Here is a 21325-nt window from a genome sequence, read left to right as displayed (position 1 = left end):
GAACATGTTCAAGTGAGGGTCGGCGGAGGGGCCGGGAAATCCGTAGGTGATCGGGGAGCGCGGCACCTAAGGTGACGCCTGATGCTTTCCTATGACGTGGCCGGTGAAGGCCCTTCCACAGTTGTCCTGCTCCACTCCGGCGTCTGCGATCGGAGGATGTGGGACGCGCAGTTCGCGGCGCTGGCCGCCGCCGGGCACCGCGTGGTCCGCTGCGACCTCCGCGGCTTCGGCGAGACCCCGATCGACCGCCCGCACACCCACTGCGACGACGTCGTGGAACTCCTCGACGCCCTCGGCGTCGAACGGGCCGCGCTCGTCGGCTCCTCCTTCGGCGGCGAGGTCGCGCTGGAGACCGCCGTCCGGCACTCCGGGCGCGTCTCGGCGCTCGCGCTGCTCTGCTCCGGCATCCCCGACTACAGCCCGAGCGACGAACTGCGCTCCTGGGGGCGGCGCGAGGACGAGCTGCTCGAAGCGGGCGACGTGGACGGGGCGGTCGCGCTCAACGTCGACACGTGGCTCGGCCCGGAGGCCGACGACGAGGCACGCGAGCGGGTACGCGTGATGCAGCGGCGCGCCTTCGACGTACAGCTCGCCGCCTCCGACGAGGTCCGCCCGGTCGACGCCGGTGTGACGTCGGCGGAGCTGGCCGGGACCGACCTGCCGTGCCTGGTCGTCTCCGGGGCCCACGACCTGCCCGACTTCCGGGCGATGTCGGCCCGCCTCGCGACGCTGCTGCCCGGCGCCCGTCACGTCGAACTGGAGTGGGCGGCCCACCTTCCGGCTCTGGAGCGCCCCGAGGAGACGAGCGCGCTCCTCGCCGGATTCCTGGCGGAGGTCACAGCCCCCGGCGTATCCGTGAGCTGATCGTGCGGTCGGTGATCCCGGCGTCGGCGGCGAGCAGGAACGCCTTCGCGAGGATCACCGACAGCATCCCGCCGTCCTCCTCGAACGGCAGGAAGAACTTCTCCGGGGTCTGCGACGAGCGGTCCGGCCCGAGGTGGAGCGGGGCGTCCTCCGGCTCCATCAGGACGTTGCCCGAGCCCAGGTGGATCCGGTACACGCGCAACTCGCCCCGGACTCTCAGGAAGCGGTCCGTCAGCTCCGCACGGTCGGCGATCCCGGTGCGTGGCAGCAGCCGTGCCAGCGTCTCCCGGCGGATCCGGGCCGACGCGGTCAGCTCGCCGAACGACCGGCTCTCCCAGTACCCGTCGTACGCCCTCTCCTCGCCGCGGTCCCGCCACTCCGGGTCCGCGCCGATGGACGCCACCGCCACGAACAGATCGACGTCCCGCAGCGCCTCCGACAGTACGAGCGCCGGAACGCCGGCCGGTGCGACCGTCTCCCAGACGCCCCGCGCCCCCGAGGAGGCCACGCGGCGCTCGAAGCGGACCTGGTCGGTGGAGCAGAGCACGGCGATCCCGTCGGCGGAGCTGCCGGCGTCGACCAGCCCGACGAAGAACCGGGCCCGCCAGAACACCCCCTCGCCGACCGGCAGATCACCGGGCCGTGGCAGCTCCCGCACCATCTCGGAGGAGCCGCCTGCCCCGAAGTACCCCAGGTGGTCACCGGTCCAGCCGCGCTCCGCCATCAGGGCGCGCGCCTGCCCGTAGCGCAGGATGTGCCCGGCGAACCGGTTCGAGTACGAGCCGGTCGCCACCTCGGCCGGGGTGAGCGGGTACACCTCGCGGAAGACCTGCTTGAACGGCTGGCGCAGCTCCCGCTCCGTCAGCTCCTCCCGCCACTCGCCCACTTCGTCGGCCTCGGCCCGTATCGGATGCCACAGCCGCAGCCGGGCCCCGGGGGCGACCGGGGTCGCCGTGCCGTCCGCGCCGGCCAGTGCCCAGCCGCCGCCGGTCCGCTCGGGAACCCCGGCCGTCCAGCGCCCGTCGGCCTCCGGCGCGACCTCCCACAGCAGCGCGCGGGCGGCGCGACCGGTCACCGGGTGGTCGATGTAGTACCGCTGCCAGTCCTCCGCGGGCCACGTCGTCCCCGCCGCCAGGTGCTCCTCCAGCCGGGCGCGCTCCACGGCCAGCAGGGTTCTGAGCTCCTTCAGCGCGGTGCGGAGCGGCGCCAGTCGCTCGCCGTACGCCTCACGGACCGCCTTCGGCGCCGACTTCAGCACCCGGCCCTGGGGGCCCCGGAACGACAGCGAGGCCACGCCTGGCTCCTGCACGGAGAGCACCGCGGTGTACTCCCCGAGCGTCTCCTCCCGCATGCCCCGCCCGTCGAGCCCGTGCGCCGGGGTGCCGCGCTCGCGCAGCATCGACGGCGTGAGCCCGGCCCGCCCCGAGACGGCCTCCAGGGCCTTGGCGGCCGCCTTGAGCACCGTCCGGTTGCGGACCTTCCCCCTGACCCGCCCGAGCCACTGGACGGCCTCCTCGCCGTCCGGTCCTTCGCACTCGCCCAGCACGGCGACGGCGGTGGTGGCCAGCGGCTGGCTGCGGCACTCGCCGCCCGATCCGCCGGCCCCCGTGGCCGCGTACAGTGCGACCGCGCCGGTCAGCGGAACGGTCCACGTGTCGTCCAGGTCGAGAGACGCCCACAACAGCCCTCGTACGAGGCACGTGTTGCCGTCGCCCGCGAGGCCCCAGACCCTCATGCCCCACGGGTTGAGATCGGTCACCTCGTGTTCGGGCTGGGCGGCGATCCCCTCCAGCAGCCGCCGCACCAGCTCCGCGCCGGACTCCGTCTCCGCCAGCAGCGCCGAGGCCGTCCTGCGCCAGGTCCTGGTGGCCTTGACCTTGTCCATGAGGGCGCAGTGCGCGAGGAACGCCGACACGCCGCGGCCCGCGAGCAGCTCGCCGTGCGCGGCCCGCATCGCGGGGCCGTAGTCGTCGTGGGCGTCCAGCAGGTGCCGGGGCAGCCGGCCCTCGAAGGCCGGCGTCTCGCGGCGCAGCAGCGCGTCGATCCGGTCGCGTATCCCCGCGAACTCGTCGCTCCGGTAGACACGGAGGTTCTCGGCGGCCCGGCGCAGCACCCGTACCCGGGGCCGGTCGAACTCCTCGGCCTGCTCGGCGGCCGACAGCGCAATCGGCACGAGCGCCCGGAACCTGTCCTGCAGTTCGTGCGGGGCGACGGCGGCGTCCTTCCCCGCCAGCCGCGCGAGCAGCATGTCCGAATCCGCCGTCGACCAGCCGAGCTCCTGCCCGGCGAGCCGGTCGAGCGCGCTCGCCACGGCCGGATCGGCGCGTCGGCACATCGCCTCGTGGAGCAGCAGCCCGCTCTCCCGCCGCCCCGCCGCGTCCAGTCCGTCCAGGAACTCCCGGACCCGGCCCGTCTCCAGTGCCGCGTACAGCCCGCTCTTCACACTCGTGGTCCCCACCATGCGTACGAAGGTAGGCGACCCCACTGACAGCGTCACCGGCCCCCTCAGCGGAACTTCCGGACCCCCGGGACCAGCGCCGTCCCCAGGCAGCAGCCGCCCACCACGACCGCGGCGGCGATCAGCGGGACCTCCGGGCCCCAGGCGTCGGCGGCGATGGGGGCCAAGGCGTAGCCGAGCGGCATGGCGGCGAGCGAGAGCAGCCAGTCGTAGGAGTCCACGCGGGCCAGGGCGTGGGGCGGGACGGCCCGTTGGACGGCCGTCTCCCAGACGGGGGTGAGGAAGCCGAGACCGGCCTGGGCGAGTCCGTACGCGGCGATGGTCAACGGCGCGGGGGCGGGGACGGCCAGCAGGAGGAGCGGCAATGCGTAGACGGCGAGACCGAGGTTGGCCGCCAGGACGGGGCGCCGGGGGCGCAGCCGGTCGGCGAGCAGGGCGCCGGCGAGGAAGCCGACCGCGCCGACCTGGAGGAGCACCACCCAGACGGTGCTGCCGCCGAGATGGGTGAGGGCGATGCCCGGGCCGAGGGTCATCAGGACGGCCGCGGCGCCGTTCCAGGCGCTGTGGCCGATGAGGCTGGTCCAGTACCAGTCGCGGGACCTGACCTCCCGCCAGCCCTCCTTGAGGTCGGTGAGCAGCGAGCTGTGCGGGAGGGGCACGCGCTCGACCCGGACGGCGAGCAGCAGCAGGGCGCTGAGCGCGAAGGTGGCCGCGTCCAGGACGAACGCCCACCCGGCGCCCGCCGTGACGATCAGGGTGCCGGCGAGAGCGGGTCCGGCGAGGCGGGCGACGCTCCCGGCCACCCCCATGGCGGCGTTGGCGCGGTGCAGGGCCTCGGGGGCCACCGTCCCGGTGATCAGGGGGGAGTTGGTGGGCATCGCGAAGGCGCTCGCGGCCCCGCCGACGACTTCGGCGCCGGCGATGGCCCAGAGGGACGGGTCGCCGCTCAGCAGTTGGGCGCCGACGAGGAGTTGGGCCGCGCAGCGGACGAGGTCGGTGGTCAGCGCGACCGTACGGGCGTCGAAGCGGTCGCCGACCACTCCGCCGAGGGGAAGCAGGAGCAGCTTGGGGACCATCGCGCAGGCCAGGACGATCGCGAGCGCGGAGGTCGATCCGGTGGCCTCCCAGACGGCGATGGCCAGCGCGGCGGGGATGGCGGCGTCGCCGAGGAGCGAGAGGAGGCGGCCGGTGAAGAGGATGCGGAAGGAGCGGGTGCGCAGGGGATGGGGGACGGGTGCGGGCGCGGGCACGGTGACCGTGCCGGACGGGGCGGTGGGCATGACAGGGAAGGTAGTTCGGCATCAAATGATTCGTCAACGAAATATTCGTCCTCGAAAAATCATGGAGAGCGACGTACGATCGACCCATGGAGCCGAGCGCGCCCACAGGGCCCACACCGCGCGACTGGACCGACGAGCACGTGACCCGCTGGCAGCCCGTCCTGCCCGGCCTCGACCCGGTGGTGGAGGGCGCCGTGACCCGGATGAAGAAGCTCTCCGTCCATCTGCGGCGGGTCCGCGAGCAGTCCCTCGTCGACTTCGAGCTGGAGCGCCACGAGTTCGACACCCTTCACAAGCTCGCCGGCCGCGGCGGCACCGCGGCACCCTCCGAACTGGCCCAGGACCTCGATCTCGCCCCCGCCTCGGTCACCGGCCGCCTCGACGCCCTGGAGAAGCGGGGCTTCGTCCGCCGTACGCAGTCCACGACCGACCGCCGCCGGGTCGTCGTCCAGCTCACCGACGCCGGCCGGGAGACCTGGCTCGGCGCGATGGACGTCCTCGGTCACGAGGAGGAGCGGCTGCTCGGCGTCCTCGACGAGAAGGAGCGGGCCCTGCTCAACGACATGCTCCGCCGGATCATGATCGTCGCCGAGGAGTCGAACGGGCTCACCGACGCTCCTCGTACCCCTTGAACCCGGCGCCGACGATCCGCAGGACCCGGTCCAGCTCCTGATCGGCGTCCTTCCCCGTCGGGAGCGTGGAGTACACCACGACACGCTCCAGGCCCGGCGTGGCGAACACCCCGCCCGTGTATCCCCGGTTGGTCCCCGTCTTGCCCCAGACGACGGGGCCTCCGCCGGGGGCCGGGGTCCGCATCAGGCCGCCGTAGCTGAACCGCGCGTCCGGTATGGAGGGCGTCCTGAACAGCGCCGCCTGCTCGGCGGGGCGCAGCAGCCCGCCCCGCATCAGCGCCTTCATGAACCGCGTGACGTCGGAGGCGGTGGAGACGATCCCGCCCTCGGCCCACGCCCAGTCGTCGGCGGGCAGGTGGGTGTGGCGCAGTCCGAGCGGCCGCAGGACGCGGTCGTGCAGCTCCGTCGCGTACGGCCTGCCGGTCACCTTCTCGATGAGGAGGCCCGCGACGAAGTAGTTGATCCCGTTGTACTGGACGGCCGTGCCGGGGGCCGTCGGCGTCCCGCAGGAGACCGCGGAGGTCACGACCTCGACCGGCGTCCCCGGCCGGACACATGTGGGCTTCTGCAGCCCGCTGCTGTGGCTCAGCAGCTGCCCGACGGTGATGGGGGCGTACGAGGCGGGCAGCAGGCCCGGGAGATGCTCCTGGACCGTGTCGTCCAGGGAGAGCCTGCCCTCGCCGACGAGCTGGAGGGTGAGGGCGCCGGTGTACAGCTTGGTGACGCTGCCGATGGCGTACGGCGCGTCCGCGGACGTCCAGGCGCCGGCCGTCCCGGTCCATCTGCCGTCCCGTCCGACGACCCGGACCATCGCCCCGCGTACATGGTCGTCGGGCAGCCCGGCGAGCGCGTCCCGCAGGGCGCCCTGATCGATCCGGCCGTGCCCGTGTGCCGCCACGTGGGCGGGCACGGAGACCGGAGCGCCCGCCCCCGACACCGGCGCACGTACCGCCGCCGGCGCGGCGACGGCCGGTACGGCCGCCCCGAACACGCCCACGAGTGCGGCCCCGGCCGCGATCGTCGCCGTCCAACGTGCCCTGCTGATCCGTGAGTTCGTCATGGATCAAGGTTCCCGCCCTCGGCGCCCCCGGACCATCGGGGACACCCCTGGCCGGACCCCGGACCGACCCGGGCACGCCCCTGACCCGAACCCCCTAGGACGATCACGGCGCTCAGCCGCTCAGCCCCGCTCAGCGGCTCAGCCGTTCAGCCCCGCTCAGCCGTTCAGTCGCTCAGACACTCAGCGAGCGGGCGAAGTTGACCTGGCTCATCACCCAGTGGAAGGTTTCGGGGCCGGTCGCGGGGATCATCGTGGAGTGATGCCGGCCGCCGCTGGTCACCGTGATCTGGATGAAGCCGGTCGTCTGCTTCTCCTTCATCAGCAGGAACAGCAGACCCAGCAGACAGAAGATGAAGAAGATGACGGCCAGCACGATCGCGACCGTGGGCATCTTCTCCTCCGTCCGCGACATGTCCATCGCGTTCCACACGGCGCCCTTGAGCGGCATCGCACCGGCCGGAGTGATGATCTGGTCGCCGACGACGGTGATGTCGCCGAGGCTCAACAGCGGTGCCCCGCCGCCTCCCTGACCCATCGGCGGGTGCTGCGGCGGCACCGGCACGCCCGCTGCCAGGGTCGGCTCGTACGAAGGTCCGGGCACCGCCGGCGGATACCCGTAGCCCGGCGCCCCCTGCGGGTACCCGTACGCGGGCGTTCCCGGCTGGTCGGGCCCCCACTTGTACTCACCGTCCGCGTAAGGGTTCGGCTCGCTCATCAATCCCCGCTCTCCCCGAAGTGTTTCGGACACATGGTTCGGACACATGGTGCGCACCTGGAAAACCCGAAGGCCCGTTCCCGCACGCCGCAGCGTACAGAAACGGGCCTCCGGCCGTGGCGACGGTCAGAAGCGACGCGTGATCAGCGCGCGCTTCACTTCCTGGATCGCCTTCGTGACCTCGATGCCACGCGGGCAGGCGTCCGTGCAGTTGAACGTCGTGCGGCAACGCCACACGCCGTCCTTGTCGTTCAGGATCTCCAGGCGCTGCTCGCCCGCCTCGTCACGCGAATCGAAGATGAATCGGTGCGCGTTGACGATCGCGGCCGGGCCGAAGTACTGCCCATCGTTCCAGAAGACCGGGCAGGACGACGTGCACGCGGCGCACAGGATGCACTTCGTGGTGTCGTCGAAGCGCTCACGGTCCTCGGCCGACTGCAGACGCTCGCGCGTCGGCTCGTTGCCCTTGGTGACCAGGAACGGCATGACGTCCCGGTACGCCTGGAAGAAGGGCTCCATGTCGACCACGAGGTCCTTCATCACCGTGAGGCCCTTGATGGCCTCGACGGTGATCGGCTTCTCGGGGTTGATGTCCTTGATCAGCGTCTTGCAGGCGAGCCTGTTCTTGCCGTTGATCCGCATCGCGTCCGAGCCGCAGATGCCGTGCGCGCAGGAGCGGCGGAAGGTCAGCGACCCGTCCATGTCCCACTTGATCTTGTGAAGGGCGTCGAGGACACGCTCCTTCGGGTCGATCTCGATCTGGAAGTCCTCCCAGACCGACGCGTCCGACACCTCGGGGTTGAAGCGGCGGATCCGCATCGTGACCGTGATGTACGGGGAGGCGGCGGACTCCGCCTCGACCTTGTCCAGTACGGGGGTAGCCATCAGTACTTACGCTCCATCGGCTGGTAGCGGGTCTGGACGACCGGCTTGTAGTCGAGACGGACGGTCTCGGAGCCGTCGTCGCCGACCTCGCGGTACGCCATGGTGTGGCGCATGAAGTTGACGTCGTCGCGGTTGGGGTAGTCCTCGCGGTAGTGACCGCCGCGGGACTCCTTGCGCGCCAAGGCCGAGACGGCCATGACCTCGGCCAGTTCGAGCAGGTTGCCCAGCTCGATCGCCTCGAGGAGGTCCGTGTTGAAGCGCTTGCCCTTGTCCTGGATGGACACGTTCTCGTAGCGCTCGCGCAGCTCGGCGATCTTCTCGACGGCCGTCTTGATCGTCTGCTCGGTGCGGAACACCATCACGTTGGCGTCCATCGTCTCCTGGAGCTCACGGCGGATGTCGGCCACCCGCTCGCTGCCCGTGGAGTTGCGCAGCTTGTCGATCTGCGCGACGACGAGGGCCTCCGGGTCCTCCGGCAGCTCGACGAAGTCGTGCTTGGCGGAGTACTCGGCGGCGGCGATGCCGGAGCGCTTGCCGAAGACGTTGATGTCGAGCAGCGAGTTGGTGCCGAGGCGGTTGGCGCCGTGCACCGACACGCAGGCGACCTCGCCGGCCGCGTACAGACCCGGGACGACGGTGGTGTTGTCCGCCAGGACCTCACCCTCGACGTTGGTCGGGATGCCGCCCATGGCGTAGTGCGCGGTGGGCTGGATCGGGATCGGGTCCGTGTACGGCTCGATGCCGAGGTACGTACGGGCGAACTCGGTGATGTCCGGGAGCTTGGCGTCGAGCTGCTCCGGCGGAAGGTGCGTCAGGTCGAGGTAGACGTGGTCGCCCTCGGGACCGCAGCCGCGGCCCTCGCGGATCTCCGTGTAGATGGAGCGGGAGACGACGTCACGGGACGCGAGGTCCTTCATGACCGGCGCGTACTTCTCCATGAAGCGCTCGCCGTCCTTGTTGCGGAGGATGCCGCCCTCACCACGGGCGCCCTCCGTCAGCAGGATGCCCATGCGCCAGATGCCCGTCGGGTGGAACTGGAAGAACTCCATGTCCTCCAGCGGCAGGCCGCGGCGGTAGCAGGCCGCCTGGCCGTCACCCGTCAGCGTGTGCGCGTTGGAGGTCACCTTGAAGAACTTGCCCGTGCCGCCGGAGGCGTAGATCACGGCCTTGGCCTGGAAGATGTGGATCTCACCGGTGGCCAGCTCGTACGCGACGACGCCGGCGGACTTCTTGACGCCGTCGACCTCGGTGATCAGCTGGTCCAGGACGTAGAACTCGTTGAAGAACTCCACGCCCTCCTTGACGCAGTTCTGGTACAGCGTCTGGAGGATCATGTGGCCGGTGCGGTCCGCGGCGTAGCAGGACCGGCGGACCGGCGCCTCGCCGTGGTTGCGGGAGTGGCCGCCGAAGCGGCGCTGGTCGATGGTGCCGTTCGGGGTCCGGTTGAACGGCAGACCCATCTTCTCCAGGTCGAGGACGGCGTCGATGGCCTCCTTCGCCAGGATCTCGGCGGCGTCCTGGTCGACCAGGTAGTCACCGCCCTTGACCGTGTCGAAGGTGTGCCACTCCCAGTTGTCCTCCTCCACGTTGGCGAGCGCGGCGGCCATGCCGCCCTGCGCGGCGCCCGTGTGGGAGCGGGTGGGGTAGAGCTTCGTCAGGACGGCGGTGCGGCTGCGCTTCGTCGACTCGATGGCGGCGCGCATGCCGGCGCCGCCGGCGCCGACGATGACGGTGTCGTACTTGTGGATCTTCATGACGTGGATTACCTCAGCCCCGTGCCTAGCGGATGTTCGGGTCGAAGGTGAAGATCACCAGCGTGCCCAGAAGGATGGTGAACACCGTGGCGGTGTACAGCAGGCCCTTGAGCCACAGGCGCGTGTTGGCCCGCTCCGCGTAGTCGTTGATGACCGTACGGAGGCCGTTGGCGCCGTGCAGCATGGCGAGCCAGAGCATCAGCAGGTCCCAGACCTGCCAGAACGGGGACGCCCAGCGGCCGGCCACGAAGGCGAAGCCGATCTTGGAGACGCCGCCGTCGAGGAAGAGCTGGATCAGCAGGTGGCCGAGGACCAGGACGACGAGGACGATGCCCGAGAGGCGCATGAAGAGCCACGCGGCCATCTCGAAGTTGCCTCGCGTCGCCCGCGGGGTCTTGCCGGTGCGCTTGCGGGGGGCCTCGATGTACGGGGCCGGGTTGTCCACGTCGTAGGAGGCGCCTTCGACGGGACCGATCGCGGAAGTGGTGTCAGCAGACATGTCTGGCGTCAGCTCCCGAACAGTTCACGTGCGGCGTGGCCGAGGACGGGGTAGATGGAGCCCGCCATCAGCACGACCCAGATGCCCACGACGGTCCAGAGCATCTGCTTCTGGTAGCGCGGGCCCTTGGACCAGAAGTCCACGGCGATGACCCGCAGGCCGTTCAGCGCGTGGAAGAGGATGGCGGCGACCAGGCCGTACTCGAGGAGTGCGACGATCGGCGTCTTGTACGTGGCGACCACGTCGTCGTAGGCCTCGGGAGAGACGCGGACGAGAGCGGTGTCCAGCACGTGTACGAACAGGAAGAAGAAGATGAGGACGCCGGTGACTCGATGAGCCACCCAGGACCACATTCCTTCCCGGCCGCGGTACAGCGTTCCAGCCGGCACGGAAAAACCCTCCGGGAGCGGGGATCAGGGTCGGCCGGCTTCAGTGTCGGTCTGACCCGGCCGGGTACGGTCCACCGGCCCTGGTCATCGTAGCGACGACTTGTCGGTTCGCTCGCGCGGGGTCCATAGGTGTGATCAAAGAGGCACGGACGGGCTATCGTCGCCGCCCGAATCGCCGCATTCCGGACGCCTGTACGGGGGTGGCCGCCGCGCCGGGAGAGGACGGCGCGCCGGGAGCGGGGGTGGCGCCGGGAGGGGCTGCGTCCGGAGCGAGCGTCACGCCGATGTGGTGGGCGAGGCGGGCGCGCGCCAGTCGGCGCAGCTCGTCGGCGGCGACCACCCGCTCCTCCTCCGGCTCGTTGGCGAGCCGGGACCGGATGCCGGCGAGCACCTGGTCGAGGCGCTCACCGGGCCGTACACCGTCGAGGCTGATCACGAAGGCGTGCCCGAACCTGCTCTCGTACGCGGCGTGGGCGGCCCGCAGCGCGGTCTGCGCGGCGGGCGGGGCGTCGGGACGGGGTGCGGCGGAGGACTCGGCGGCCAGCGCCTCCTGACGGTCGGCGGCCGGCAGGTCGTACCCGGCCTCGTCGGCGGCGGCGAGCAGCGCGTCGAGCGTCGGGTACGGACGGTGCGCGGTCACCCGTTCGGCCCAGCGGGGGCTGTGGCAGCAGGAGAGGAGCAGCTCCTCGGCGACCTCGGCCGGGACGGCGTTGAAACACGCGAGACCGTCGGGCGTGGCGGGCGTGGCGGGAGCGGCGGTCACGGCGGGGTGCCGGGGATCGCCCTGCTGGGCAGGTATCGCGGGGCGCGCGGAGTGCGGGGGATTCGCGGGCGTCCCGGGCGTCGCGGCGGGTGTCCCGGGCGTCGCTGCGGAGCCCGGGGTCCGGTTCCGGGACGGGGCGCGGGTGTCGCTGGTCAGCGTGGACTCCGGGAAAGGTGGGGTGGGTGTGACGCAACGTTATCGAGGGGGTGCGGGAACTGTCCGACCGATGCACGAATTTCACCCGGAAGGGAGAGTTTCGGAACGTGTCCGTGACGTTCCGGGGTCGGGATCCTGCCCCGAATGGCCGCACGCGGCCGCCTGAGGGAGGATTCCGAATGATGCGGTACGCCATACGAAGGCCCCACGCGGGCCCCACCCTCCTCGCGGCCGCGGTGGCGCTGGTCACCGTGACCTCCTGCTCCGACGGCGCGTCCTCCGGCCCGACCGCCGGTGCCGGTACGCCGTCGCAGGTCACCAGCGCCCCGGCGAGCACACCGCCGCCCAGCCCCACGCCCACCCGGACGTACCCCCTCTCCTCCGCGCCGCTCACGGTCCCCGCCGTCCGCTCGCACGAGGCGGCCAGGGGCCCCGGCTGGCGCCCCACGCCGCAGGCCGGTGTCGTCGTCGCCGCGGGCAGCGAGGGCCTCGCCGACGAGGGCCGGCTGCTCGCGGGGGAGCTCAAGATCGCGTACCGGGGTGCCGTCGCCGCCCGCGCGGGCGACGTCGAACTGGCCCTCGGCGGCAAGGGCGCGCCCGAGTCGTACACCCTCACCACCCGCGACGACCGGGTCAGGATCACCGGCCCGGACCAGGCCGGGGTCTTCTACGGGACCCGCACCCTGAAGCAGTCGGTGAACGGCTCGGGCGCGATGCCCGAGGGCACCGTCACCGACGCGCCCGCCAAGCCCCAGCGCGGCCTGAACCTCGACATCGCCCGGAAGTTCTTCACCGTCGAGTGGATCGAGGCGCGGCTCCGGGAGATGGCGGACCTCAAACTCAACCAGTTCGGTCTGCACTTCTCCGACGACCAGGGGTTCCGGATCCAGTCGGACACCCACCCCGAGATCGTCTCGGCCCAGCACCTCACCAAGGCCGAGGTGCGCCGGATCCTCGCCCTCGCGCAGACCCTGCACATCACCGTCGTACCCGAGATCGACTCGCCCGGACACCTCGGCGCCGTCCTGCGCGCCTACCCGGACCTCCAGCTCCGCAACGTCCAGGGGGTCCCGCGCCAGGGCGCCATCGACATCTCCAAGCCCGCCTCGGCGCGGCTCGTGGACGAGCTGCTGCGCGAGTACGCCGGGCTGTTCCCGGGCGGCTGGTTCCACGTCGGCGCCGACGAGTACCAGGCGCTGACCGTCCGCGACCCGGCGGCCTCCTACCCGCAACTGGCCACGGCGGCGCGCCAGAAGTACGGCCCCCAGGCGGGCGTCCAGGACCTGGCGGAGGGCTGGCTGAACGACCGGGCGGCCGTGGTCCGCTCCCAGGGCAAGACGGCGAAGGCCTGGAACGACGGCTTCTTCCGCGGCGGGGTCGTCCACGCCGACAAGGACATCGAGGTCGAGTACTGGACCGGCAAGGAGATCGGAGCCCGGCCGCCGGCCGAGTACCTGGCCGAGGGCCGCAAGGTCGTGAACCTGAACGACGAGTTCCTGTACTACGTCCTCGGCGAGCCGAACCAGTTCACGTACCCCACGGGCCGCCGCATCTACGAGCAGTGGACCCCGCGGGTGCTGCGCGGCACGACCCCCGTGCCGGCGCGGTACGACGCCCAGATCCTGGGCGGCCGGTTCGCGGTCTGGTGCGACCTGTCCCAGTCGCAGACGCAGGCGCAGGTGGCGGAGGGGATCCGGATGCCGCTGACGGCGACGGCGCAGAAGCTGTGGGACGCGCGGACGCCGACGATGACGTGGGAGCAGTTCCGGGCGCTGGCCGCGAACGTGCGCTGAGCGGGTGGGAGTACGCTCCCCCAGCGCGGTGGCCGCCCGGGCCGCCCCGGTGCCTCGGGGAGGGGCACCGCTCACCCTCGGGGGTCCGTCCGGTCATGCTCCGCAATCCCATAGGACTGTCGTACGCCGTGGTGGCGCTGCTCGCGGCCACGGCCGTGGTCGACGTCGCTCTCTTCGCCGCGGCCCTCGACGTACGGCTGCTGATGTCCGGCGGCCTGAAGGACCACCCCGACCCCGCGGGCTTCGCCCACCTGGGGCTCGACGTCGCGACGGTCGTCCAGGTGCTGAGCCAGCTGGCGCTCGGCGTCGTCTTCATCATCTGGTTCTTCCGGGTCCGCAAGAACGCCGGGGTCTTCGCGCCCGATGGGCACCGGGGCGGTCCCGGCTGGGCCATCGGAGCGTGGTTCGTCCCGGTCGCCAACCTCTGGTGGCCGCGGACCGTCGCGGCCGGCACGTGGCGGGCGAGCCGCCGTGGCGCGTACGGCGACGGCGCCGGCAAGGGCGAGTCCCTCGCCCTGCTCAACTGGTGGTGGGCCTTCTGGATCCTGACGAGCCTCGCCGGCTACTTCGCGGGCGCGGTGTACGACGACGCGGACACGGTCGAGGAGTTCGCGGCGGGGGCGGGGTTCCTCATGGGCGCGTCGGTGGTGGACATCGTCGCCGCCGTTCTCGCGATCCTGTTTGTCCGGCGTTTGACCTCTATGCAGCACCACAAGGCCACTGGCATGATTCCGGCCGCGCAGTGACGTAATCGCGCCAAGTGGCGCAGTAAGGGAAGTACTGCGTCCGCAACGGGAGGCCCCGATGAGCCTGCTGGAACTGATCGACCGCGCCGACGAACGGAGTCTGGCGGCCTCCGGGCTCGCCTGCCTGGACCGGTGCCTGCCGCTGCTCGCACCCGACGGCGGCGAGGTCCTGCGGCCCGTCTGGGCGGCGGTGGCCCGCGGGGACGGCGGGGCCTGGGGCGAGGCGGTCGCCAAGGCCCGTGTCGAGCTGGACGGTGCCGGTACGCAGGAGGGCGAGGCGGCCGGGCTCGTACGCGAGATGCTGGGCGCCGCGCCCGCCGAGTGGGCCGACGGGCCGCTGCGGGCATGGGCCTCCGGATGCTCCGTCACCGCGCTCGCCCTGCACGGCCGGTACGACGCCGCCGCAGTCACCGACGAGTCGATCGCGCGCTGCAGGGCCGGGGACGGCTCCGGCGCGGGTCCGCTCCTCGCCGGTGAGCTGCGCCGGCAGGAGACCGTCCTCGAATCGGTCGCGCACGGCCCGACGGGCCTGCGCCGGGCCCGCGAACTCTCCACGGAGGGCGGCCGCGTCCTCCGCGCCGTGGTCTCCCGCCGCGCCCGCACGACCTGAGGCTGAGCCCGGCCGGACCGCACGCGCGCCGGGCCGTCCGGGCCCGGGGCGCGGTCCCGGGGCCGGACGGCCGGGCGCGGACGGCCGGGGCCGTCATCGCCTCGCCGTCACTCCGCCGGCTTGATCGCGATCTGCTCGATCACCGCGGCGATGTCCGCCTCCGCCCGGGCCTTGTCGAGGCCGAGGCCCGTGAGGGGGCCCTCGCCGTCCTCGAACTCCAGCAGCGCCAGCAGGATGTGCTCGGTGCCGACGTAGTTGTGGCCGAGCCGGAGCGCCTCGCGGAAGGTCAGCTCCAGGACCTTCTTCGCCGCCGCGTCGTACGGGATGAGCTCGGGCACCTCCTCGGCCGCCGGCGGCAGCGTCGGGGTGATCGCCTCGCGCAGCGCCTCGGCCGTCACGCCCTGTGTGGTCAGCCAGTGCACCGCGATGCCCTGGGGCTCCGCGAGCAGTCCGAGCGCCACGTGCGCCGTGCCGATCTCGGCGTTGCCCGCGGCCGAGGCCTCGTTCTGGGAGGCCACGACCACGTTCCTGGCCCGGGGCGTGAACCGGCTGAACCCGGCGCTCGCGTCCATCTTCTCCGCGTCCGGGTCCTTGGGGACGAAGCGCTTCTGGGCCGCCTGGCGGGTGACGCCCATGCTCTTGCCGATGTCGGTCCAGGAGGCGCCGGAGCGCCGGGCCTGGTCGACGAAGTGACCGATCAGATGGTCGGCCACGTCGCCGAGATGGTCCGCCGCGATCACCGCGTTCGACAGCTGGTCGAGCGCGTCGGTGTGGCTCTTCTTGATCGCTTCGATGAGGTCGTCGAGCCGGACGGGAATGGTCTTGCCGACTGGTTTCGTCATAGAGGCAACCCTAGGTTGACAGTAGTGGGGTGTCAACCTTCGGTTGACAGTTCGACGCACGTCATGATGATCGCCATGACGACGACGAGCGGCCCCACCGCCCCCGGCATCACCGCCGACGACCTCCAGCACGCCGTCCGCCTCTCCCTCACCACCCTGCGCGGCGCCGCCGCGGCGGCGACCGCCGCCGACGACTGGCAGCGTCCCGCCGGCACGCTGTCCTGGAGCTGCTGGGAGACCGTCGAGCACCTCGCCGACGACCTCTTCGCCTACGCCGCTCAGCTCGGTCTCGACGCCCCGGCGCTCGACACCGAGGTGCCCTTCCTCTGGGAGCGGCGCCGCGAGGGCGGCCCCGCCAACGTCACGTACGCCGACCCCCGGGCCGGGACCACAGGGCTGCTCCAGGTCCTGGAGTCCTGCGGCGCGCTGCTGACCGCCGTGGTCCGCACGGCTCCGGCCGACCGGCGCGCCCACCACGGCTTCGGCCGCTCCGACGCCGAGGGCTTCGCGGCCATGGGCATCGTCGAGACGCTCGTCCACACGCACGACATCGCCACCGGCCTCGGGGTCCCGTTCCATCCGCCGGCCGGCCTCTGCGGCCAGGTGCTCGCCCGGCTCTTCCCCGACGCCCCCGCGGACACCGACCGCTGGCCGACCCTGCTGTGGGCCACCGGCCGCGGCGAACTCCCCGGGTTCGAACGGCGCACGTCCTGGCGCTGGTTCGGCGCACCGCGTACGGAGGGGGAGCCGGCCGCCGATCTGACGGTGTGACCAGCGCCACTTCCGTCACCAGTGACACTTGCGTCCCATCGGTCGCTTGGTTGGGCATGTACCCGGAATCCGACAACGTGCCGGCCCTGCCGTCCGCCGACGGAATGCGCGCCTACGTGTCCCATGTCGTCGAGCGGCTCACGGCCAGAAGCCGGCTGCCGCTCGACTACTCCGTGGCCAGCCTCCGCCTGGTCGACCTGATCGTCGACGGGCTGCGCCGCGACCACCCCGACCGCGACCGGGTCGACGGCATCCTCCAGGGCCTCGGCGCGTACACCGGCGAGGTCATCGTGCGCCGGGCGGGCGCGCGCTGGGTGGACTTCGACGAGGGGCAGCGGGAGTTCTTCCGTCAGCCGGTCGGGATACGGATGCCCGACGGGCGGGCCTGGAACCCGCTCGGAAAGGTCGTCAACCGATTCGAGACAGGTCCGGAGGAATCCGTACAGCGCTTCTACCTGCTGCTGCACGGGCGGGCCAGGACGCCTGTGCGCTGCCTGTGAACCAGTGACGTTTCGGCGGGTCCGCGCGCTGAGAGAAGGGGGGACGGCGCGTCGCGCCCTGCCTCACGCGGGGCATGGGCACGGTGTGCGGTGCCGAGTCGGCACGAAGAGGGAAGTGTGGGCGCGTACGACGCGGAACTGGGCCTTCTCGTCGAGCGCGCGCAGCGCGGGGACGAGGACGCCTTCGCGGCGGCCTACCGTCTCGTTCACCCCGGACTGCTCGGCTACGTACGGGGTCTGGTCGGCGAGGACGCCGAGGACGTGGCGTCCGAGGCCTGGCTGGAGATCGCCCGCGACCTCGGACGGTTCCGCGGCGACGGGGCGGGATTCCGTGGCTGGACCGCGGCGATCGCCCGCCACCGCGCGCTCGACCATCTGCGCCGGCAGCGGCGACGGCCCCTCACCTCCTTACTGGAGCAGGACGTGTGGGAACTGCCCGGCGGTCTCGACACGGCGGACGCCGTCCTGGAGCGGCTGTCGACGCAGGAGGCGCTCGCCCTGGTGCGCACCCTGCCGCGCGACCAGGCCGAGGCGGTGCTGCTGAGGGTGGTCGTCGGCCTGGACGGGCCGGCCGCGGCCCGCGTCCTGGGCAAGCGCCCCGGCGCGGTCCGCACGGCGGGCCACCGGGGGTTGAGGAGACTGGCGGGACTGCTCGCCGCCGCGGAGCCGCCGCGACGGCGGAAGGATGGGACATGACACGCGAACCGGACGGGCTCGCCGACGCGCTGAGCGCGGCGCTGCGGCGCGAACAGGACGGTGCCGACACGGGCGAGGCCCGGGCGCGCGCGGCCTACCGGGCGGCGCGGGACGCCGAAGCGAACGTGGCGCGCCGCACCAGACGGCGGGACGACTGGCGTCCGGCGCCGGTACGAGGACGGTGGCGTGGATCCCTGCGGACCACCGCCTTCGGTGTGGCCGCGACGGTACTGCTCGGCGGTGTCGCGGTGGCCGCGTCGGGCACCCTCGACCCGGCCCCGCCCGCCCCGCCGGCACCGGCACCCGCGCCGGAGGCCCCGGAGACCTTCGGGACCTCTGAGTCCCCCGGGACTCCTGGGCCCACCGGGGCGTCCGACGCCGGCCGCAGCGCGTCGGCCACGCCCACGTCGAGGGGCGAGGTGCGGGACGGGCCCTCGAAGGCCGACGGCAAGGCCACGACCAAGGGCGAGGCAAAGGGCAAGGCAAAGGGCGAGGCCAAGGACCGGACCAAGGGCCGGAGCGTCCACAAGGACGCACCCCACGCCGAGAGCACCGGGGCGAGCACCGGGGAAGGTACCGGGGCGAGCGACGCCGAGCGCAACGCCGAGAGCTACGGCCGGAGCAGCGGCAAGAGCATCGACAAGGGTGAGAAAGCGGCCGGGAGCAAGGGCGGGAACCACGGCGTGAACGGCCCGAGGGCGAGAGGCCGGACGCCCTGAAGACAGGCCGGACGCCCTGAGAACAGGGCGGAAAAAGAAGACGACCGGGGCCGCCACCCCCCACAGGAGAGGCCCCGGTCGCCGTCCGCCGGGGCCGCAGCACGGCCCCGTACTCCCTTCAGCGCCGTACAAGCGTTTTCTGTCACACCACCGCCCATGTCCCAAATTGGTTGCAGGTTGCACAATCAAGGGGCGAACGTGGACGGGGCGCCGGACAAGGACGTAGCGTGCTGGTGCGTGCCGGATGGTGCGACGGTGGTGACCAGCCGTGATGGACGAACAGGGTGTGGATGCTGGGGGAGGACGCGGAGCTGACGGCCGCGCTGCTCGCTGCGCAGAACGGGGACGAGGACGCCTTCCGTACTGTGTACCGTGCCGTGCACCCACGGCTTTTCGGCTATCTGCGCTCACTCGTCGGTGACGCCGACGCGGAGGACGTCGCCTCCGAGTCCTGGCTCCAGATAGCCCGCGATCTCGACCGCTTCAGCGGCGACGCCGACCGCTTCCGCGGCTGGGCGGCCCGTATCGCCCGCAACCGGGCGCTCGACCACATCCGGATGCGGGGCAGGCGCCCCGCGAGCAGTGGCGACGAGACCGAACTCACCGACAAACCCGCCGACTCCGACACCGCGGACGAGGCACTGGAAGCACTGACCACCGGCGACACCATGCATCTGATCGCCCAACTTCCGCAGGACCAGGCCGAGGCCGTCGTGCTGCGGGTCGTGGTCGGCCTGGACGCCAAGAGCGCCGCCGACACCCTGGGCAAGCGCCCCGGCGCGGTCCGCACCGCCGCGCACCGCGGCCTCAAGCGACTCGCCGAACTCCTCGGCGCCGAAGGCGACGGCAGCCAGGCCTCCCTCGGTGGCGTACCCCCGCAGCGCGGTCGCAGGCCGGGGGCTCCGGCCCCCGGTGGTGTGACGCAATCGCGCCCGCGGACGCAGAAGGACATGTGATGGCCGACGAGTACCAGTGGCTCGACCAGGACGCCGCGGAGCGGTTGCTGCGCGGCGAGCCGGTCGACGCCGTCGACGATCACGCACGAGCCGAGGCGATGCGGCTGGCCCAGGCCCTCGCGTCGGCCCGCCCCGCCCCCCTCGCCCCCATGGCACAGGCAGAACTCCCCGGGGAGGCCGCCGCCCTGGCGGCTTTCCGGAAGATCAGGGCCGAGCGCGGTCTCGCCGCGGCCCCGTCGGACTTCACCCCCGCCACCGAACTCGGCACGGTGCGGATCGGGCGTTCGCCCGCCGCCCGGCGCTGGGGCCGTTCGTTGCGGTACGGACTGGCCGCCGCGGTCGCCGCCGTGGCGGTCGGCGGGGTGGCCGTCGCCTCCGGCACGGGACTGTTGCCCTTCACCTCGGACCGCCCGGCTCCCGCCGGATCCGTGTCGGCGGTGGACACGCCCGCGCCGATCGCCTCGGACGACTCCGCGGAGCGCCCGGACGTCCCGGAGGCATCGGGCATCCCGGAGCCGGGCGCCACCACGGGTACGCCCTCGGCGCCCCCCACGGCCGACGGCGCCACGCCGGACGCCGCCACCTCGACGCCCGGCACCCCGGCCACGGCCGGAAGCGGCGGTACGGGAGGAGAGGGCGGCAGGGGCGAGGCCACCCCGAAGCCGGAGAACAGCACGGGCGGCCCGTCGGAGAAGGACGGCGCGGACTTCGGCGCCAAGATCGTCAACGCCTGCAAGGAGTACCGGGCCGGACGCCTCGACGAGACCGCCAAGAGGCGGCTGGAGAAGTCCGCGCGCGGCGGCGAGACCGTACGGCGCTTCTGCGACCGCGTCCTGGGCGGCGGCTCGGCCGGCGGCGAAGGCGGCGGCGGCAACGGTGACGACGACCCGTCCGGAGAGGGCGAACGAGCGGGTTCCGCCGAGCGCACCGACGACTGGGGCGATGGCGGGAACTCGCGTACGTCCGACTCGGCCACCGGTCACGCCAAGGGGTCCGCTCCCAGCCTGGACCACGCCCCGGTCCGCATCGACCTCCGCGCTCCGCTGCAGGCCCGGACCCTCGCCCCGCGACCCGTCACGGACGCCCCGGACCGCACCGGAAACCTCGTCCCGGCACTGGTCGGCAACCTCGTGACACACGAGGTGTGACACTTTTCGGCCCGCCGGCGCAGTAATGAGTGAGCCGACTGGTCATCGGCCGCGCGTGAGCCGAGGTTCCCCCCGTACCTCCGGCTCCGCGCACCGGCGCGGGTGGGACACGTTCCCCCGGTCCCACCCGCGCCCCTCACTCCGCCTCGCTTCCGGTGCCTGACAGTGCCTTTCAGCGCCTACCAGTGCACGACGACCTTGTCGCCGACCTTCACCTGGTCGAAGAGCGTCGCGAGCTTCGCCCGGTCCCTGACGTTCACGCAGCCGTGCGAGCCGCCGTTGTAGCCGCGTGCCGCGAAGTCCGCCGAGTAGTGCACCGCCTGGCCGCGGCTGAAGTACATCGAGTACGGCATCGGCGTGTGGTAGAGCTTCGACCAGTCGTCGCGGACCTTGCGGTCCACGTTGAAGATGCCCTCGCGGGTCGGGGTGTTCTCCGAACCGAAGCGGACATCCATCGACGAGACGACCTTGCCGTCGATCATCCAGGCCAGCGTGCGGGTCTCCTTGCTGATGCAGAGCACGCGCCCGGTCATGCAGCGCGGGTCCGGCGTGTCCAGCGCGTTGGACGTGGACGGCTTCAGCTCGTCGGAGGTCGGCTTGCGGGTCATCCCGACCAGCCGCTGCCAGGTGACCTCGTCCACCGAACCGGTCTGCGGCAGCTCCCGCTTCTTCTGGAAGGCCGAGACCGCCTTGCCGGTGATCGAGCCGTAGAAACCGGTGGGCGCGCGGTCGAAGTAGCCGATCTGCCGCAGCCGTGCCTGAAGCTCCCGCACCTGCTTGTTCTCGTCGCCGTCCTTCATCAGGACCTTGCCGACGGGCTGGGCGGAGGTGGGGGTGGAGCTGGGCGTGGGGGAGGACGGCTTGTCGTCCGTCGTCGGCGTGGCGCTCGGGGAGTCCGAGGTCGGCGCCGCGGTGGTGGGCGCGGCCGAGGAGGAGCTGGACGGCCCGCTCGTCGCGGGCGTGCTGCCGCCGCCAGCCGCCTGGGCCGTACAGCCGGTGGCGATGGCCACCGCGGCCGCGGTCATGAGTGCTCTGCGTATGACGGACGAACGGCGCATGTGTGCCCCCCCGGGAATCAGTCTGTGTACC

General features: G+C 72.3%; 22 protein-coding genes. 11 read left to right on the top strand and 11 right to left on the bottom strand.

Annotated features, from left to right (window positions below):
* Positions 1 to 78 precede the first annotated feature (78 nt).
* Positions 79 to 864, top strand: a complete 786-nt coding sequence (locus ACFVGW_RS25475) for an alpha/beta hydrolase (RefSeq protein ID WP_352191954.1) — start codon at positions 79 to 81, stop codon at positions 862 to 864.
* Here the strand turns inward: ACFVGW_RS25475 and ACFVGW_RS25470 are convergent.
* Together ACFVGW_RS25470 and ACFVGW_RS25465 are read right to left on the bottom strand one after the other, a co-directional pair.
* Positions 836 to 3325 (bottom strand): DUF4132 domain-containing protein, encoded by a 2490-nt coding sequence (locus ACFVGW_RS25470; RefSeq protein WP_385853604.1) that lies wholly within the window; start codon positions 3323 to 3325, stop codon positions 836 to 838. The two genes, ACFVGW_RS25475 and ACFVGW_RS25470, sit on opposite strands and share 29 nt — an antisense overlap.
* Positions 3326 to 3369: 44 nt before the next feature.
* A complete protein-coding gene (locus ACFVGW_RS25465) occupies positions 3370 to 4602 on the bottom strand; it encodes an MFS transporter (RefSeq protein ID WP_385853603.1) in 1233 nt (410 codons plus the stop codon).
* Between the two features lie 86 nt (positions 4603 to 4688).
* On the opposite strand from ACFVGW_RS25465, the gene ACFVGW_RS25460 reads away from it, so the two are divergent.
* Positions 4689 to 5234, top strand: coding sequence for a MarR family winged helix-turn-helix transcriptional regulator (locus ACFVGW_RS25460; RefSeq protein WP_383223302.1), 546 nt, complete (start codon positions 4689 to 4691; stop codon positions 5232 to 5234).
* Here ACFVGW_RS25460 and ACFVGW_RS25455 read toward each other — a convergent pair.
* The 7 genes from ACFVGW_RS25455 to ACFVGW_RS25425 form a co-directional block, all read right to left on the bottom strand.
* Positions 5209 to 6294, bottom strand: a complete 1086-nt coding sequence (locus ACFVGW_RS25455) for a serine hydrolase domain-containing protein (RefSeq protein ID WP_385853602.1) — start codon at positions 6292 to 6294, stop codon at positions 5209 to 5211. The two genes, ACFVGW_RS25460 and ACFVGW_RS25455, sit on opposite strands and share 26 nt — an antisense overlap.
* Before the next feature lie 172 nt (positions 6295 to 6466).
* Positions 6467 to 7009, bottom strand: coding sequence for a hypothetical protein (locus ACFVGW_RS25450; RefSeq protein WP_385853601.1), 543 nt, complete (start codon positions 7007 to 7009; stop codon positions 6467 to 6469).
* A gap of 126 nt (positions 7010 to 7135) precedes the next feature.
* The gene (locus ACFVGW_RS25445) at positions 7136 to 7894 is read right to left on the bottom strand and encodes a succinate dehydrogenase iron-sulfur subunit (protein ID WP_352191934.1); all 759 of its coding nucleotides are present in this window, start codon (positions 7892 to 7894) and stop codon (positions 7136 to 7138) included.
* Entirely contained in the window at positions 7894 to 9648 is a 1755-nt protein-coding gene (gene sdhA, locus ACFVGW_RS25440; protein WP_383223308.1) for a succinate dehydrogenase flavoprotein subunit, read from the bottom strand. The genes ACFVGW_RS25445 and sdhA overlap by 1 nt, the downstream gene beginning before the upstream one ends.
* A gap of 25 nt (positions 9649 to 9673) precedes the next feature.
* A complete protein-coding gene (locus tag ACFVGW_RS25435; protein ID WP_260229269.1) occupies positions 9674 to 10147 on the bottom strand; it encodes a succinate dehydrogenase hydrophobic membrane anchor subunit in 474 nt (157 codons plus the stop codon).
* Positions 10148 to 10155: 8 nt separating this feature from the next.
* Positions 10156 to 10536 carry a succinate dehydrogenase, cytochrome b556 subunit gene (sdhC, locus tag ACFVGW_RS25430; protein WP_352191932.1) on the bottom strand — a complete coding sequence of 127 codons (381 nt, stop codon included), beginning with the start codon at positions 10534 to 10536 and terminating at the stop codon, positions 10156 to 10158.
* A 154-nt stretch (positions 10537 to 10690) separates the two neighbouring features.
* Complete coding sequence (locus ACFVGW_RS25425; protein ID WP_385853708.1) at positions 10691 to 11335, bottom strand: 2-oxo-4-hydroxy-4-carboxy-5-ureidoimidazoline decarboxylase; 645 nt, start codon at positions 11333 to 11335, stop codon at positions 10691 to 10693.
* A gap of 299 nt (positions 11336 to 11634) precedes the next feature.
* Here ACFVGW_RS25425 and ACFVGW_RS25420 point away from each other — a divergent pair, with 299 nt between their 5' ends.
* The 3 genes from ACFVGW_RS25420 to ACFVGW_RS25410 all read left to right on the top strand — a co-directional run bounded on the left by ACFVGW_RS25420 (position 11635) and on the right by ACFVGW_RS25410 (position 14604).
* Positions 11635 to 13248 carry a glycoside hydrolase family 20 protein gene (locus tag ACFVGW_RS25420; RefSeq protein WP_385853600.1) on the top strand — a complete coding sequence of 538 codons (1614 nt, stop codon included), beginning with the start codon at positions 11635 to 11637 and terminating at the stop codon, positions 13246 to 13248.
* Between the two features lie 95 nt (positions 13249 to 13343).
* A complete protein-coding gene (locus ACFVGW_RS25415) occupies positions 13344 to 13994 on the top strand; it encodes a DUF4328 domain-containing protein (RefSeq protein ID WP_385853599.1) in 651 nt (216 codons plus the stop codon).
* A 58-nt stretch (positions 13995 to 14052) separates the two neighbouring features.
* Entirely contained in the window at positions 14053 to 14604 is a 552-nt protein-coding gene (locus tag ACFVGW_RS25410) for a hypothetical protein (RefSeq protein WP_383223318.1), read from the top strand.
* Positions 14605 to 14711: 107 nt separating this feature from the next.
* On the opposite strand, the gene ACFVGW_RS25405 is transcribed toward ACFVGW_RS25410, so the two are convergent.
* Entirely contained in the window at positions 14712 to 15446 is a 735-nt protein-coding gene (locus tag ACFVGW_RS25405) for a Clp protease N-terminal domain-containing protein (RefSeq protein ID WP_385853598.1), read from the bottom strand.
* Between the two features lie 75 nt (positions 15447 to 15521).
* On the opposite strand from ACFVGW_RS25405, the gene ACFVGW_RS25400 reads away from it, so the two are divergent.
* The 6 genes from ACFVGW_RS25400 (at position 15522) to ACFVGW_RS25375 (ending at position 20236) form a co-directional block, all read left to right on the top strand.
* Positions 15522 to 16217: a hypothetical protein gene (locus ACFVGW_RS25400; RefSeq protein WP_385853597.1), complete on the top strand. Its 696-nt coding sequence runs from the start codon at positions 15522 to 15524 to the stop codon at positions 16215 to 16217.
* 56 nt (positions 16218 to 16273) lie between these two features.
* Complete coding sequence (locus ACFVGW_RS25395; protein WP_383295177.1) at positions 16274 to 16717, top strand: hypothetical protein; 444 nt, start codon at positions 16274 to 16276, stop codon at positions 16715 to 16717.
* 117 nt (positions 16718 to 16834) lie between these two features.
* Entirely contained in the window at positions 16835 to 17413 is a 579-nt protein-coding gene (locus tag ACFVGW_RS25390) for an RNA polymerase sigma factor (protein ID WP_383223327.1), read from the top strand.
* Positions 17410 to 18132, top strand: a complete 723-nt coding sequence (locus ACFVGW_RS25385; protein WP_385853596.1) for a hypothetical protein — start codon at positions 17410 to 17412, stop codon at positions 18130 to 18132. Before ACFVGW_RS25390 ends, ACFVGW_RS25385 begins: the two co-directional genes overlap by 4 nt.
* Before the next feature lie 290 nt (positions 18133 to 18422).
* Positions 18423 to 19088, top strand: coding sequence for an RNA polymerase sigma factor (locus ACFVGW_RS25380; protein WP_383223331.1), 666 nt, complete (start codon positions 18423 to 18425; stop codon positions 19086 to 19088).
* A complete protein-coding gene (locus ACFVGW_RS25375; protein ID WP_385853595.1) occupies positions 19088 to 20236 on the top strand; it encodes a hypothetical protein in 1149 nt (382 codons plus the stop codon). Before ACFVGW_RS25380 ends, ACFVGW_RS25375 begins: the two co-directional genes overlap by 1 nt.
* 179 nt (positions 20237 to 20415) lie before the next feature.
* Here ACFVGW_RS25375 and ACFVGW_RS25370 read toward each other — a convergent pair whose 3' ends face one another.
* Positions 20416 to 21261, bottom strand: a complete 846-nt coding sequence (locus ACFVGW_RS25370; RefSeq protein ID WP_383295186.1) for a L,D-transpeptidase family protein — start codon at positions 21259 to 21261, stop codon at positions 20416 to 20418.
* Between the last annotated feature and the right edge of the window lie 64 nt (positions 21262 to 21325).

Source organism: Streptomyces sp. NPDC127129 (assembly GCF_042671585.1).
GTDB lineage: Bacteria > Actinomycetota > Actinomycetes > Streptomycetales > Streptomycetaceae > Streptomyces.
The sequence above is the reverse complement of the archived record's forward strand: the minus strand, read 5'-3'. Positions and strand labels throughout refer to the sequence as shown.